Here is a 12,500-nt window from a genome sequence, read left to right as displayed (position 1 = left end):
CCAGGACCCGCCATGCCCCCGACCACCGACCGCCGCCCGCCCCTCCTGCTCGCGATGGGCCCCGGCATCGCCGACCGCCTCCTCACCGACCGCCACCGCACCCGCCTCGCGGCCCTCACCCGCACCGACCCGCACCTGGTCGCCCACGACCTGACCGCCCCCGACGCGCGCACCGCCGCCGCCCTCGCCGAGGCCGAACTCCTCCTCACCTGCTGGGGCGCCACCCCGCTCACCCCCCGGGTGCTGGCCCGCGCCCCGCGCCTCAGGGCCGTCGTGCACGCGGCCGGCTCGGTCAAGCACCACATCACCGACGCCTGCTGGGACCGCGGCCTGAGGGTCACCAGCGCGGCGGGCGCCAACGCGCTCCCCGTCGCCGAGTACACCCTCGCCGCGATCCTCTTCGCCGGGAAGCGGGTGCTGCGCTCGGCCCAGCGGTACGCCGAACTCCGCTCCGGCCACGGCTGGCTCGACGAGTCCGCCGGCTGGGGCAACTACCGCCGCACGGTCGGCATCGTCGGTGCCTCCCGCATCGGCCGCCGGGTCGTCGAACTGCTGCGCCCCTTCGACATCGAGGTGCTGCTGTACGACCCGTACCTGACCGCTCCCCCGCCGGGCGCGGTCCTCACCGGCCTGGACGAACTCTGCGCCCGCAGCTCGGTCGTCTCCGTGCACGCGCCCCAACTCCCCTCCACGTACCGGATGATCGGGGCCCGGCAGCTCGCCGCCCTGCCCGACGGCGCCACCCTGATCAACACCTCCCGGGGCTCCCTGGTCGACGAGGACGCCCTCCTCCCGCATCTGACCGCCGGCCGCCTCCACGCGGTCCTCGACGTGACCGACCCGGAACTCCCGCCGCCGGACTCCCCCCTCTACAGCCTCCCCAACGTCCTCCTCACCCCGCACGTCGCCGGCTCCCTCGGCAACGAGCTGCACCGCATGACCGACCAGGCCCTGGACGAGATCGCCCGCTACACCCGCGGCGAGCCCTTCGCGGAGGAGGTCAGAGCCGCCGACCTCGGCCACTCGGCCTAGACTGGAGGGGTCCATCCGCGGCTTCGCCCGGTCGGAGGCGGCCATGACCTTCGTGCAGATCATCGATTGCAGGACGAGCCGGGTCGAGGAGCTCAACCGGCTCATGGACCGCTGGGTCGAGCAGACCCGGGGGAAACGGACCGCGACCCACAGCATCGTGGGGACCGACCGGTCCGACGCCTCGCACGTCGTGGAGATCGTCGAGTTCCCCTCGTACGACGTGGCCATGCGCAACTCGCAGCTGCCCGAGACCGACCGGATCTTCCGGGAGATGGTCGCCCTCTGTGACGAGATGCCGACCTTCACCGACCTGGACGTGGTCCGGGACGAGGCGCTGTACAAGGCGAACGCGCGGGGGATGTTCGAGCGGTTCGCGGACGGCTCGGACCTGGCGCTGCTCGACGTCGTGCTCGCCGAGGGCTACCACGACCACGACCCGGCCAACCCGCAGGACGCCATCGGCCTGGACGCCGTCCGCCGTGAGGTGGAGCAGTGGCGCAACGGCTTCGACTTCGCGTTCACCATCGAGGACCAGATCGCCGACGGCGACCGCGTGTGCACCCGGTGGACCTGGAAGGGGACCCACGTCGGCGACTTCATGGGGCTCCAGCCGACCGGCATGGAGGTCACCATGACCGGGACCACCGTCCACCGCTTCCGTGACGACGGGAAGATCGCCGAGGGCTGGTGGCAGTACGACCTGCTGGGACTGATGGGACAGCTCGGCGCGGTCGAGACCTGAGGAACGGGCGAGGCCCGGTGCTCCCGCGACGGGAGCACCGGGCCTCGTGGCGTCAGGGCGCCAGGGGGTCGGTGGGACCTCCTGGCGTCAGGACGTCAGGGGTCAGTGGGAGTGACCGTGACCGTGGCCGTGACCGTGGTCCGCCGGCTCCTCCTCCTTCTTCTCCACCACGAGGGTCTCGGTGGTGAGGAGCAGGGAGGCGATGGAGGCGGCGTTCTCCAGGGCGGAGCGGGTGACCTTCACCGGGTCGATGACGCCGGCCTTGACCAGGTCGCCGTACTCGCCGGTGGCGGCGTTGAAGCCCTGGCCCTTGTCGAGCTCGGCGACCTTGGAGGTGATGACGTAACCCTCCAGGCCGGCGTTCTCGGCGATCCAGCGCAGCGGCTCGACGGCGGCGCGACGGACGACGGCCACACCGGTGGCCTCGTCGCCGGTCTTGCCGAGGTTGTCCTCCAGGACCTTGACGGCGTGGACGAGCGCGGAGCCGCCACCGGAGACGATGCCCTCCTCGACCGCGGCGCGGGTCGCGGAGATGGCGTCCTCCAGACGGTGCTTCTTCTCCTTCAGCTCCACCTCGGTGGCGGCGCCGACCTTGATCACGCACACGCCGCCGGCCAGCTTCGCGAGGCGCTCCTGGAGCTTCTCGCGGTCCCAGTCGGAGTCCGTGGACTCGATCTCGGCCTTGATCTGGGCGACGCGGCCCGCGACGTCCTCGGAGTTGCCGCCACCGTCGACGATGGTGGTGTCGTCCTTGGAGATGGTCACGCGGCGGGCGGTGCCCAGCACGTCGAGACCGGCCTGGTCGAGCTTGAGGCCGACCTCCTCGGCGATGACGGTGGCACCGGTGAGGGTGGCCATGTCCTGGAGCATCGCCTTGCGGCGGTCACCGAAGCCGGGGGCCTTGACGGCCACCGCGTTGAAGGTGCCGCGGATCTTGTTGACGACGAGGGTGGAGAGCGCCTCGCCCTCGACGTCCTCGGCGATGATCAGCAGCGGCTTGGAGCCACCCGCCTGGATGACCTTCTCCAGCAGCGGCAGCAGGTCCTGGATCGAGGAGATCTTGCCCTGGTTGATCAGGATGTACGGGTCGTCGAGGACGGCCTCCATACGCTCCTGGTCGGAGACCATGTACGGCGAGAGGTAGCCCTTGTCGAAGGCCATGCCCTCGGTGAACTCCAGCTCCAGGCCGAAGGTGTTGGACTCCTCGACGGTGATGACACCGTCCTTGCCGACCTTGTCCATGGCCTCGGCGATGAGCTCGCCGACCTGCTGGTCCTGGGCCGAGAGCGCGGCGACGGCGGCGATGTCGGACTTGTCCTCGATCGGGCGCGCGGTGGCGAGCAGCTCGTCGGAGACGGCCTTGACGGCGGCGTCGATGCCCTTCTTGAGGGAGGACGGCGAGGCGCCGGCGGCGACGTTGCGCAGACCCTCGCGGACGAGCGCCTGGGCGAGCACGGTGGCGGTGGTGGTGCCGTCACCCGCGATGTCGTTGGTCTTGGTCGCCACCTCCTTGACGAGCTGGGCGCCGAGGTTCTCGTACGGGTCCTCGATCTCGACCTCGCGGGCGATCGTGACACCGTCGTTGGTGATGGTGGGGGCGCCGAACTTCTTGTCGATGACGACGTTGCGACCCTTGGGGCCGATCGTCACCTTCACCGTGTCGGCAAGCTTGTTGACGCCGCGCTCAAGGGCGCGACGGGCGTCCTCGTCGAACTTCAGGATCTTCGCCATGGGAGCGATTCAGCCCTCTCGGAAATCGTTTCTGAAAAAACTGCGCCCCTGGACGCCCATGGAATCAGGGGTCAGGGGCGCAGCTCGATGCACGTACGGCGTTCTCTTACTTCTCGATGATCGCGAGCACGTCGCGGGCCGAGAGGACGAGGTACTCGTCGCCGTTGTACTTGACCTCGGTGCCGCCGTACTTGCTGTAGAGCACGACGTCGCCGACCTTCACGTCGAGCGGAAGGCGCTCGCCGTTCTCGAAGCGGCCCGGGCCCACGGCGAGGACGGCGCCCTCCTGGGGCTTCTCCTTCGCGGTGTCCGGGATGACCAGGCCGGAGGCCGTGGTCTGCTCGGCGTCGAGCGGCTGGACCACGATGCGGTCCTCAAGCGGCTTGATGGCAACCTTGGAGCTGGCGGTCGTCACGATCCGACCTCCCCCTTCGGAGATCTCGCGGGGTTAACTGTCTGGGTGGCGACCAGCCGGATCCGTCGTCGCGGGTGCCGGACCTGCCTGTCGCGCTGTTGGCACTCTCCCGTGGGGAGTGCCAGAGCCGAGACTATGACCGCGATTAGCACTCGGTCAAGCGGAGTGCCAATTCCTCACCCCGTGGCGGCCTCCGGAGGGCTCGCCGGAGCCGCGTTTCGGTCTCGATCCGGGGAACGCGCGAGCGGAGTCCGGGGTTCCGTACGAAGGTGCGGGGCTGACGCCCTCCGGACCCTCACCGCCGTCACCGCGCTCGCCGCCTCCTAGCCCGCCCCCTCCGCCCTGACCGGTCCGGTGTCGGCGGGCGGGCGGTCGCCGACCCGCTCCACGGCCTTGCGGCCGAGGCGTTCGAGCGGGTCGACGGCGGAGGCGCAGCCGGTGAGGCCGAGGAGGAGGGCGGCGACGACGAGCGGTCGCAGCCGGCTCATACGTAGTCCTCCAGCTTGGCCACGGCGTAGCCCTTGGAGGTGATCACGTTCATCACCCGGCGGATCATGTCGGGCATGCTGCCCTTCCAGTCCTCCTCGCCGCGGAAGTGGGTGAGGACGATGTCGCCCGGGTGCAGGTCGCGGTCCCACTCGCGCCACTCCATGTGGTCGGGGAACGCCTCGGCGGCCCAGAGCGGGACGGCCTTGACGCCGCAGGACTTCGCGGCCCGCAGGGTGTCCTCGTTGTAGTTGCCGTACGGCGGGCGGAAGAGCTCGGGGCGCTCGCCGTACTTCTTCTCGATGACGTCCTGCATCCCGCAGATCTCCCGCTTCTGGCGCGCGTAGGAGAGCCCGGGCAGGTACTTGTGGTTCAGGGTGTGGTTGTGGAGGGCGACCCCGCGCGGCTGCGACGTCCGCATCTTCGCGAAGTACGGGTAGTCGTCGCTGACCACGTAGTCGCTGAGGAAGGCGCTGTAGGGGATCTGCAGTTCGCTCATCATGCGGATGAGCGCGGGGTCCTTCTCGGCGCCGTCGTCGATCGTCAGGAAGACGATCTTCTCCTTGGTGGGGACGGTGGTGAAGACGGGCGGGAGGCCCGTGCCGTCGGTCTCGAAGCCCTTCCGGGTGGTGATCCTGGGCTTGGTCCGCGGCGGGGCGGGGGCGTCCAGGGGGGTCAGCCGGAGTCCCCACTTCTTCGCGACGGCGGCCCGGGCGGCCCGCCGCTTCGCCAGCGCGGCCTTCTTCTCCCGGGCCAGCTGGGCGGCGGTCTTCGCGGGGGCCTGCTGGCCCGCGGCGGGGGCGGGGGCGCCGGAGGAGCCGGAGGAGCCGGGCTCGGAGCCGCCCGAACAGGCCGCCGTGGAGGTGAGCGCGGCGACGAGGAGCGCGGCCCCGAGCAGACGGCGGGAGTGACCCTTTGCCATCATTTCTTCCTTTTGTCGTACGACCGGTATGGCGCCGCATCCTGTCAGCGCGCCCGCCCCTTCCGGCCGCGACACCGCCGTACCGGCCCCACCGTCCCCCACCCGGCCCACAGGGAGAATGGGACGGTGACCGACCTCGCCTCCTTCGCCGCCCTGCTCTCCCCCGAGGGCCAGACGCTCCTCGCCGCCCTGCGCGACTACGACCCCGCCCGGGAACTGGCGGTCGCCTCCCGGCTGCGCCGCGACCACCCCGCCGAGCTGGTCTCGGCCGCCCTCGGGCAGGCCCGGCTGCGGCAGCGCGCGGTGGCGAAGTTCGGCGCGGAGGACGCGTACCGGATGTACTTCACGCCGAACGGCGTCGAGCAGTCCACCCGGGCCTCGGTCGGCGCCCACCGCGCGGCCAGGCTCGGGGAACTGGGCGTGCGCAGCGTCGCCGACCTCTGCTCCGGCATCGGCGGCGACGCGCTGGCGCTGGCCCGCGCCGGCGTCTCCGTGCTCGCCGTCGACCGCGACCCGCTCACCGCCGAGGTCGCCCGCGCCAACGCCGCCGCGCTGGGCCTCGCGGACCTGATCGAGGTCCGCTGCGCCGACGTCACCGAGATCGACACCAGCCCGTACGACGCCGTCTTCGTCGACCCGGCGCGGCGCGGCGGCCGGGGCCGGATCTTCGACCCCGAGGCGTACTCGCCGCCGCTCTCCTGGGCGGTCGAGGCCGCCCGCAAGGCCCCGCGCGCCGCCCTCAAGATCGCCCCCGGCATCCCGCACGAGACCGTCCCCGCCGAGGCCGAGGCGGAGTGGATCTCGGACGGCGGCGACGTGAAGGAGGCGGTCCTGTGGTTCGGCACGGAACCGGGCGCGCGCCGCGCCACCCTGCTGCCCTCCGGCACGAGCCTCCTCGGCCGGGGCCTGCCCGATCCGGCGGTCCGCCCGGTCGGCCGGTACCTGTACGAGCCCGACGGCGCCGTCATCCGCGCCCACCTGGTCTCCGAGGTCGCCGAGGAGCTGTCCGGCGGCCTGATCGACGAGACGATCGCCTACGTCACCTCCGACGTCCTCGCCCCCACCCCGTACGCCTCCGCCTACGAGATCACCGACGTGCTCCCCTTCAACCTCAAGAAGCTGAAGGCGCTGCTGCGCGAGCGCGAGGTGGGCGTCCTGACGGTGAAGAAGCGCGGCTCGGCCGTGGAGCCCGAGGAGATCCGGCGGAAGGTGCGGCCGAAGGGGCCGAACGCGGCGACGGTCCTGCTCACCCGTGTCGCGGGGGCTCCGACGATGCTGATCGGGCGGCCGGCCGGGGCGGCACGACCCTGAGCACCGTCCGGTAGTGCCCGACGGCCTTGAAGAGCCCGATCAGGCCGTTGATCCAGAAGATGAGCGCGACGCCCATGCCGTACGCGACGAGCCCGCGGCCGTCCGCCGGGTCCGCCCCGGCCGGCACCGCGAAGCCCAGCCACAGTCCGAGGCCGCACAGGACGGTGGAGAGCACCATCCAGCAGGCGCTCAGGACGGGGGCGCGCAGCCGCGCGTCCGTCGGCCCGTGCCGGTCGAGGGCCGCCCAGCGGACCAGCCGTTCGCGCACCACGCGGTCGTGCCGCACCCCGCGCACGGCGAGCCAGACGCCCGGCACCAGCACTCCGAGGCCGAGGACGGCGACGATCAGCCCGACGAAGAAGGTGATCGGGTCGAGGATCGCCCCGTTGCCGAGGTCGGCGAGCGTCACGCCGACCATGCCCCAGCCCAGCTGGAGCACCAGCACCGACCCGGCGTACAGCGCGAACCGGCCGCCGCCGAGCAGCCGCCGCCGCAGCACGTCCAGCGCCAGCGCCCGGTCGGCGAGGAGCGCGTCCCGGTCGGGCCAGCTGCGCAGCTCGGCGGGCGGGGGCGGCGGGGGGAGGAGGGTGCGCGGGGCCATCCGCGCAGCCTACGACGCCTCCCCGGACGGGAGTTCGGCCGCCCGGGCGCGCAGCAGGGCCCGCTCGCGCTCGTTGCGCGTCAGCTCCGCCGCCCGCGCGAACTCCGCCCGTGCCTCCTCCGCGCGGCCCAGCCGGGCGAGCAGGTCGCCGCGGACGCTCGGGAGCAAGTGGTAGCGGGCCAGGGCGGGTTCGGCGGCGAGGGCGTCGACGAGGGCGAGGGCGGCGGCCGGGCCCTCGGTCATCGAGACGGCCACCGCGCGGTTCAGCTCGACCACCGGGGACGGGGCCCGCTCCATCAGCCGCCCGTAGAGTCCGGCGATCACCGCCCAGTCCGTCTCCCGGTAGGAGGCGGCCCGCGCGTGGCAGGCGGCGATGGCGGCCTGGAGGGCGTACGGGCCGTAGCCGCGTCCTCCCCCGGCCCGGGCGAGGGCGTCGTAGCCGCGCCGCACGAGCAGCCGGTTCCAGTGCCGCCGGTCCTGGTCGGCGAGGAGCACCGGGTGCCCGTCGGGTCCGGTGCGGGCGGGGATGCGGGACGCCTGGAGTTCGAGGAGGGCGGCGAGCCCGTGCGCCTCGCTCTCGTCCGGCAGGAGGGCGGCGAGGCCGCGGGCCAGCCGGAGCGCGTCCTCGCAGAGCGCCGGGCGCAGCAGGTCGTCGCCGGCGGTGGCCGCGTACCCCTCGTTGAAGACCAGGTAGACGACCTCCAGGACGGAGCCGAGCCGGGCCGCCCGCTCGGGGCCGTACGGCACCTCGAACTCCACGCCCGCCTTCGCGAGCGCCCGTTTGGCGCGGGTGATCCGGGCCGCGACGGTCGCCTCGGGGACGAGGAAGGCGCGGGCGATCTCGTCGGTGCGCAGGCCGCAGACGAGCCGCAGGGTGAGCGCCGCCCGGGCCTCGGCGGAGAGCACCGGGTGGCAGGTGGTGAAGACCAGCCGGAGGACGTCGTCGTCGATGTCGCCGGGGCCGGCGGGCTCGGGGTCGTACGCCTCCTCCGGCAGGGTCCGGCCGACCTCGGCGAGCTTGCGCGCGTACGTCTCGCGGCGCCGCACCAGGTCGACGGCGCGGTGCTTGGCGGTGGCCGTGAGCCAGGCTCCCGGGCGGTCCGGGACGCCTGACCGCGGCCACTGCTCCAGGGCGGCGACGAGGGCGTCCTGGGCGATCTCCTCGGCGATGCCGACGTCCCGGACGACCCGCGTCACCGTGGCGATGATCCGCGCCGACTCCATCCGGAAGACCGTCTCCAGCGTGTTCTCCACCGTCACGGTCCTCATGACAGCACAGGCGGGCTCAGCCCTCCGGCATCTCCTCGACCTCGCGGACCTCCAGGCCGACCTTCCACTGCGGCGGGTGGACGGCGAGGAACCGCTTGCCCCACTCGACGGCCTCGGCCATGTCCTTGCACTGGAGCATCGCGTAGCCGCCGACGACCTCCTTGGTCTCGGTGAAGGGGCCGTCGGTGAAGGACAGCTTCCCGTCCGACCAGGTGATCCGGGTGGACTCGGCGGTGGGCCGGAGCCCGGCGGTGTCCACCATGGCGCCGGCCTTGGTGATCTCCGCGAAGAGCGCGCCCATCCGCTCCTCGAAGCCGGGGTCGGCGCTCTCCATGTCGATGGTGTTCTCCTCGATGCGGACGAGGGAGAGGAAGCGGGGCATGGTGACTCCTGGGGTGCGGTGGCGGGGCCGTTCCCCGCCTTCCACACATACGTCGAACGGGACGGGCCCGCATCGACACCGCGCCCGGAGAACTTCCTAGACGTAGTCCTCCAGGCGGGCCACCGTGAAGCCCTGCTCCCGGATCCTGCGCAGCATCGTGGCGGTCATCTCGGTCATCGTGCGGCCCTTGAGCTCGCCGGGGCCGCGGAAGTGGGCGAGGACGATGTCGCCGGGGTGGAGCTTCCGGTCGCCGCGCTGGTACTGCATGTTCTTGATCTGCATGGACTCGCGCCAGAGGACGATCGCGTCGACGCCGCAGGTGCCGGCGGCGGCGCGGGTGGCCTCGTTCCAGTTGCCGAAGGGGGGCCGGAAGAGGCGCGGGGCGGAGCCGTATCGTTTCCGCAGCTTCTCCTGCTGGCCGCAGATCTCGCGGCGCTGGGCCTCCTGGGAGAGGGTGCGCAGGTTCGGGTGGGTGAGGGTGTGGTTGGCGACGCCGTGGCCCTGGGCGACGAGCGGGTCGAAGTAGCCGTAGTTCCCGCTGATCACCGAGTCGGTGAGGAACATGGTGAAGGGGACGCCCAGCTCGTCCATCATCCGCACGAACTCCGGGTCCTTCTCGGCCCCGTCGTCGATGGTGAGGAAGACGACCTTGTCGTCGGTCGGGATGTCGCTGATCACCGGGACCGGTCCGCCGGGCGCCCGCTTCACCGGCTTGACGGCGGGCGGGGCGGGCGGCGCGGCCAGCGGCTCGATCCCCCACTTGCGGTAGGCGGCGGCCCGGGCCGCCGGCGGGGCCGGGGCGGGCTCCTGGGCCTGGGCCTTCTTCGTGGCGGCCGGGGCCGCCGGGGGCGGCACCTGGGCCGGGGGCGGGGTCTCGGCCGTGCAGCCCGTCATCAGGAGCGTCACCGCGGTCAGCGCCGCCCACATCGAGATCTGCTTCTTCACGGGCTGTGGGATGCCCGATCCGGTCGAAAGGTTGCTCGACCGTCGAACGGTTCATCTATTCGACCGATTCGAAGCGCCAGCGGTGAACCGGACGGGTGATCAGCGCGGCGTCCGGCTCCGGCAGCTCGGGCAGCTCGGCGTCGAGCGCGTCCGCGTCCCACCAGGTGAGGACGAGGACCCGGTCCTGGGGCGCCCGGAAGACCTCCCGGCGGACCGGCTCGCGGGCCAGCACCCGCGCCCCGGCCCGGGCCCACTCCAGGAGTTCGGGGCCCCGGCCCTGCACCGCCCGGGCCTCCCACATGAGCGTGACCCTCACGAGTACAGGTTCTCCTTGCTGATCTCGTGCACGTGGTCGTGGTCGTGGTCGTGCGCGTGCGCGTGGGCGCCCGGCACGTGCGGGTCGGTCACCGGCAGCGAGGAGTCCGCCGACAGCTCCAGGTCCGAGGCGGCGCGGTTGCGGGCGACCATCTCGGAACCGAGCGCGGCGACCATGGCGCCGTTGTCGGTGCACAGGCCCGGCCGGGGCACCCGGAGCCGGATGCCGGCCCGCTCGCAGCGCTCCTGGGCGAGCGCCCGCAGCCGCGAGTTGGCGGCGACGCCGCCGCCGATCATCAGGTGGTCGACGCCCTCGTCCTTGCAGGCCCGGACGGCCTTGCGGGTGAGGACGTCGACGACGGCCTCCTGGAAGGAGGCGGCCACGTCCCGGACCGGCACCTCCTCGCCGGCCGCCCGCTTGGCCTCGATCCAGCGGGCCACGGCGGTCTTGAGCCCGGAGAACGAGAAGTCGTACGCCGGGTCCTTGGCGCCGCTCAGGCCGCGCGGGAAGGCGATCGCGGCCGGGTCGCCCTCCTTGGCCAGCCGGTCGATGACCGGGCCGCCGGGGAAACCCAGGTCGAGGACGCGGGCGATCTTGTCGAAGGCCTCGCCCGCGGCGTCGTCGATGGTGGCGCCCAGCGGCCGCACGTCGGAGGTGATGTCCGCGGAGAGCAGCAGCGAGGAGTGCCCGCCGGAGACCAGCAGCGCCATCGTCGGCTCGGGCAGCCGGCCGTGCTCCAGCTGGTCGACGCAGATGTGCGAGGCCAGGTGGTTGACGCCGTAGAGCGGCTTGCCCAACGCGTAGGCGTACGCCTTGGCGGCGGAGACGCCGACGAGCAGGGCGCCCGCGAGGCCGGGGCCCGCGGTGACTGCGATGCCGTCGAGGTCCTTCGCCGAGACGCCCGCGGTCTTCAGGGCCCGCTCGATCGTCGGGACCATCGCCTCCAGGTGCGCCCGGGAGGCGATCTCGGGCACCACGCCGCCGAAGCGGGCGTGGGTGTCGACGCTGGAGGCCACGGCGTCGGCGAGGAGGGTGGTGCCGTGGACGATGCCGACGCCGGTCTCGTCGCAGGAGGTCTCGATGCCGAGCACGAGGGGTTCGTCAGCAGCCATCAGATATCGGTCCCAGTTCCTTGAACAGTCAGTCGCATCACGAGCGCGTCGACGTTGCCCGGCTGGTAGTAGCCGCGGCGGAAGCCGATGGGCTCGAAGCCGAAGCGCTCGTACAGCTTCTGCGCCCGGGTGTTGTCCACGCGCACTTCGAGCAGGACCTCGTCGCACTCGAAGGCCGTGGCGTGCTGGAGGAGGTCGGTGAGCAGCCGGGCGCCGAGCCCGGTGCCCCACTGCGCGCGGGCCACGGCGATGGTCTGGACGTCCCCGAGCCCGCCGGCCGCCGCGAGGCCCGCGTAGCCCGCCAGCTCCCCGGAGGGGGCCTCGGCGACGACGTACCGCCGGGTGGCCCGGGGCCCGCGCGCGTGCGCCAGCTCGGACCAGAACATCCCCTCCGACCAGGCGTCCTCGGGGAACAGCTCCGCCTCCAGGGCGAGCACCTCCGGCAGGTCCCACCAGCGCATCTCGCGCAGGACGGTGCCGTCGGCCACCGCGTCCCCGCTCACTTGGGGGTGACCACCTTGTAGTTCTTCGGCACCTGCGCGTCGGGCCGCCGCAGGTACATCGGCAGCGGGTCGAGGAAGCCTCCGCCGCCCGCCGCCAGCCGCTCCGCCGCCAGGGCGGCGAGGGCGCCGGCCGACTGGTGCTCGGGGCCCCGGGCGTCGGGGAAGGCGTCCGGGTAGAGCAGGGCGCCCGCGCCGACGACCGGCAGCCCGGCGAGCCGCTCGGCGATCTCGGCGGGCCGGTCGACGGCGGCGTCGGTGACCCGGGTGCGGGCGTCGTCGTAGCGCGCCCAGTAGACCTCCTTGCGGCGGGCGTCGGTCGCCACCGCGAAGGGGCCCTCGATGCCGGAGGCGTAGGCGAGGCCGTCGAGGGTGCACAGGCCGTGCACCGGCACCCCGCCGAGGGCGGAGGAGAAGGCGGCGGCCGTGACGAGTCCGACCCGCAGGCCGGTGTAGGGGCCGGGGCCGACCCCGACCACGATGCCGGTCACCGCGTCGAGCGCGGTCCCGGCCTCCTTGAGGACCCGGTCGACGGCGGGGAGCAGCAGCTCCCCGTGGCGGCGGGCGTCGACGCGGGTCGACTCGGCGACGACGGCCGTGCCGTCGTGGAGGGCGACGGTGACGGCGGGGGTGGCGGTATCCATGGCGAGCAACAGCACGCGAACAGCCTACGGCGCCACGAGCGGGCGATGCGGCGCGCGGCCGTTCGGGGACCCTGCTGCTACCGTCAGGCCGG

Annotated in this window: 15 protein-coding genes; 3 read left to right on the top strand and 12 right to left on the bottom strand. The window is 73.0% G+C overall.

What is annotated here, in order from left to right:
* The first annotated feature begins 12 nt into the window (after positions 1–12).
* Together IE321_RS04975 and IE321_RS04970 are read left to right on the top strand one after the other, a co-directional pair.
* On the top strand, positions 13–1,032 hold the full coding sequence (locus IE321_RS04975) for a hydroxyacid dehydrogenase (protein WP_043227880.1): 1,020 nt from the start codon (positions 13–15) through the stop codon (positions 1,030–1,032).
* A 43-nt stretch (positions 1,033–1,075) separates the two neighbouring features.
* Positions 1,076–1,774, top strand: a complete 699-nt coding sequence (locus tag IE321_RS04970) for an ester cyclase (protein WP_190221910.1) — start codon at positions 1,076–1,078, stop codon at positions 1,772–1,774.
* A 102-nt stretch (positions 1,775–1,876) separates the two neighbouring features.
* Here IE321_RS04970 and groL read toward each other — a convergent pair whose 3' ends face one another.
* From groL to IE321_RS04950, 4 genes are all read right to left on the bottom strand, one after another.
* Complete coding sequence (gene groL, locus IE321_RS04965; RefSeq protein WP_043227877.1) at positions 1,877–3,505, bottom strand: chaperonin GroEL; 1,629 nt, start codon at positions 3,503–3,505, stop codon at positions 1,877–1,879.
* 106 nt (positions 3,506–3,611) lie between these two features.
* On the bottom strand, positions 3,612–3,920 hold the full coding sequence (gene groES, locus IE321_RS04960; protein WP_004955293.1) for a co-chaperone GroES: 309 nt from the start codon (positions 3,918–3,920) through the stop codon (positions 3,612–3,614).
* 323 nt (positions 3,921–4,243) lie between these two features.
* Positions 4,244–4,408: a hypothetical protein gene (locus IE321_RS04955; protein ID WP_158983438.1), complete on the bottom strand. Its 165-nt coding sequence runs from the start codon at positions 4,406–4,408 to the stop codon at positions 4,244–4,246.
* Positions 4,405–5,328, bottom strand: a complete 924-nt coding sequence (locus IE321_RS04950; RefSeq protein WP_190221909.1) for a polysaccharide deacetylase family protein — start codon at positions 5,326–5,328, stop codon at positions 4,405–4,407. Before IE321_RS04950 ends, IE321_RS04955 begins: the two co-directional genes overlap by 4 nt.
* Positions 5,329–5,454: 126 nt before the next feature.
* On the opposite strand from IE321_RS04950, the gene IE321_RS04945 reads away from it, so the two are divergent.
* Positions 5,455–6,639, top strand: a complete 1,185-nt coding sequence (locus tag IE321_RS04945) for a THUMP-like domain-containing protein (protein WP_190221908.1) — start codon at positions 5,455–5,457, stop codon at positions 6,637–6,639.
* Here the strand turns inward: IE321_RS04945 and IE321_RS04940 are convergent.
* From IE321_RS04940 to tsaB, 8 genes are all read right to left on the bottom strand, one after another.
* On the bottom strand, positions 6,575–7,240 hold the full coding sequence (locus IE321_RS04940; protein WP_190221907.1) for a hypothetical protein: 666 nt from the start codon (positions 7,238–7,240) through the stop codon (positions 6,575–6,577). The two genes, IE321_RS04945 and IE321_RS04940, sit on opposite strands and share 65 nt — an antisense overlap.
* A gap of 9 nt (positions 7,241–7,249) precedes the next feature.
* On the bottom strand, positions 7,250–8,509 hold the full coding sequence (locus IE321_RS04935) for an RNA polymerase sigma factor (protein WP_190221906.1): 1,260 nt from the start codon (positions 8,507–8,509) through the stop codon (positions 7,250–7,252).
* Between the two features lie 16 nt (positions 8,510–8,525).
* Positions 8,526–8,891 carry a YciI family protein gene (locus tag IE321_RS04930; protein WP_043227867.1) on the bottom strand — a complete coding sequence of 122 codons (366 nt, stop codon included), beginning with the start codon at positions 8,889–8,891 and terminating at the stop codon, positions 8,526–8,528.
* Positions 8,892–8,987: 96 nt separating this feature from the next.
* Positions 8,988–9,836: a polysaccharide deacetylase family protein gene (locus IE321_RS04925; protein WP_229916308.1), complete on the bottom strand. Its 849-nt coding sequence runs from the start codon at positions 9,834–9,836 to the stop codon at positions 8,988–8,990.
* Positions 9,837–9,891: 55 nt separating this feature from the next.
* Positions 9,892–10,152, bottom strand: coding sequence for a hypothetical protein (locus tag IE321_RS04920; protein WP_043227865.1), 261 nt, complete (start codon positions 10,150–10,152; stop codon positions 9,892–9,894).
* Positions 10,149–11,264 carry a tRNA (adenosine(37)-N6)-threonylcarbamoyltransferase complex transferase subunit TsaD gene (tsaD, locus tag IE321_RS04915; protein ID WP_190221905.1) on the bottom strand — a complete coding sequence of 372 codons (1,116 nt, stop codon included), beginning with the start codon at positions 11,262–11,264 and terminating at the stop codon, positions 10,149–10,151. The genes IE321_RS04920 and tsaD overlap by 4 nt, the downstream gene beginning before the upstream one ends.
* The gene (rimI, locus tag IE321_RS04910) at positions 11,264–11,725 is read right to left on the bottom strand and encodes a ribosomal protein S18-alanine N-acetyltransferase (RefSeq protein WP_043227906.1); all 462 of its coding nucleotides are present in this window, start codon (positions 11,723–11,725) and stop codon (positions 11,264–11,266) included. The genes tsaD and rimI overlap by 1 nt, the downstream gene beginning before the upstream one ends.
* Positions 11,726–11,763: 38 nt before the next feature.
* Positions 11,764–12,423 carry a tRNA (adenosine(37)-N6)-threonylcarbamoyltransferase complex dimerization subunit type 1 TsaB gene (gene tsaB / locus IE321_RS04905; RefSeq protein ID WP_079022296.1) on the bottom strand — a complete coding sequence of 220 codons (660 nt, stop codon included), beginning with the start codon at positions 12,421–12,423 and terminating at the stop codon, positions 11,764–11,766.
* Between the last annotated feature and the right edge of the window lie 77 nt (positions 12,424–12,500).

Origin of the sequence: Streptomyces hydrogenans (genome assembly GCF_014656075.1) — a bacterium.
Classification (GTDB): domain Bacteria; phylum Actinomycetota; class Actinomycetes; order Streptomycetales; family Streptomycetaceae; genus Streptomyces; species Streptomyces hydrogenans.
This window is presented reverse-complemented; position numbering and strand designations above follow the sequence as displayed.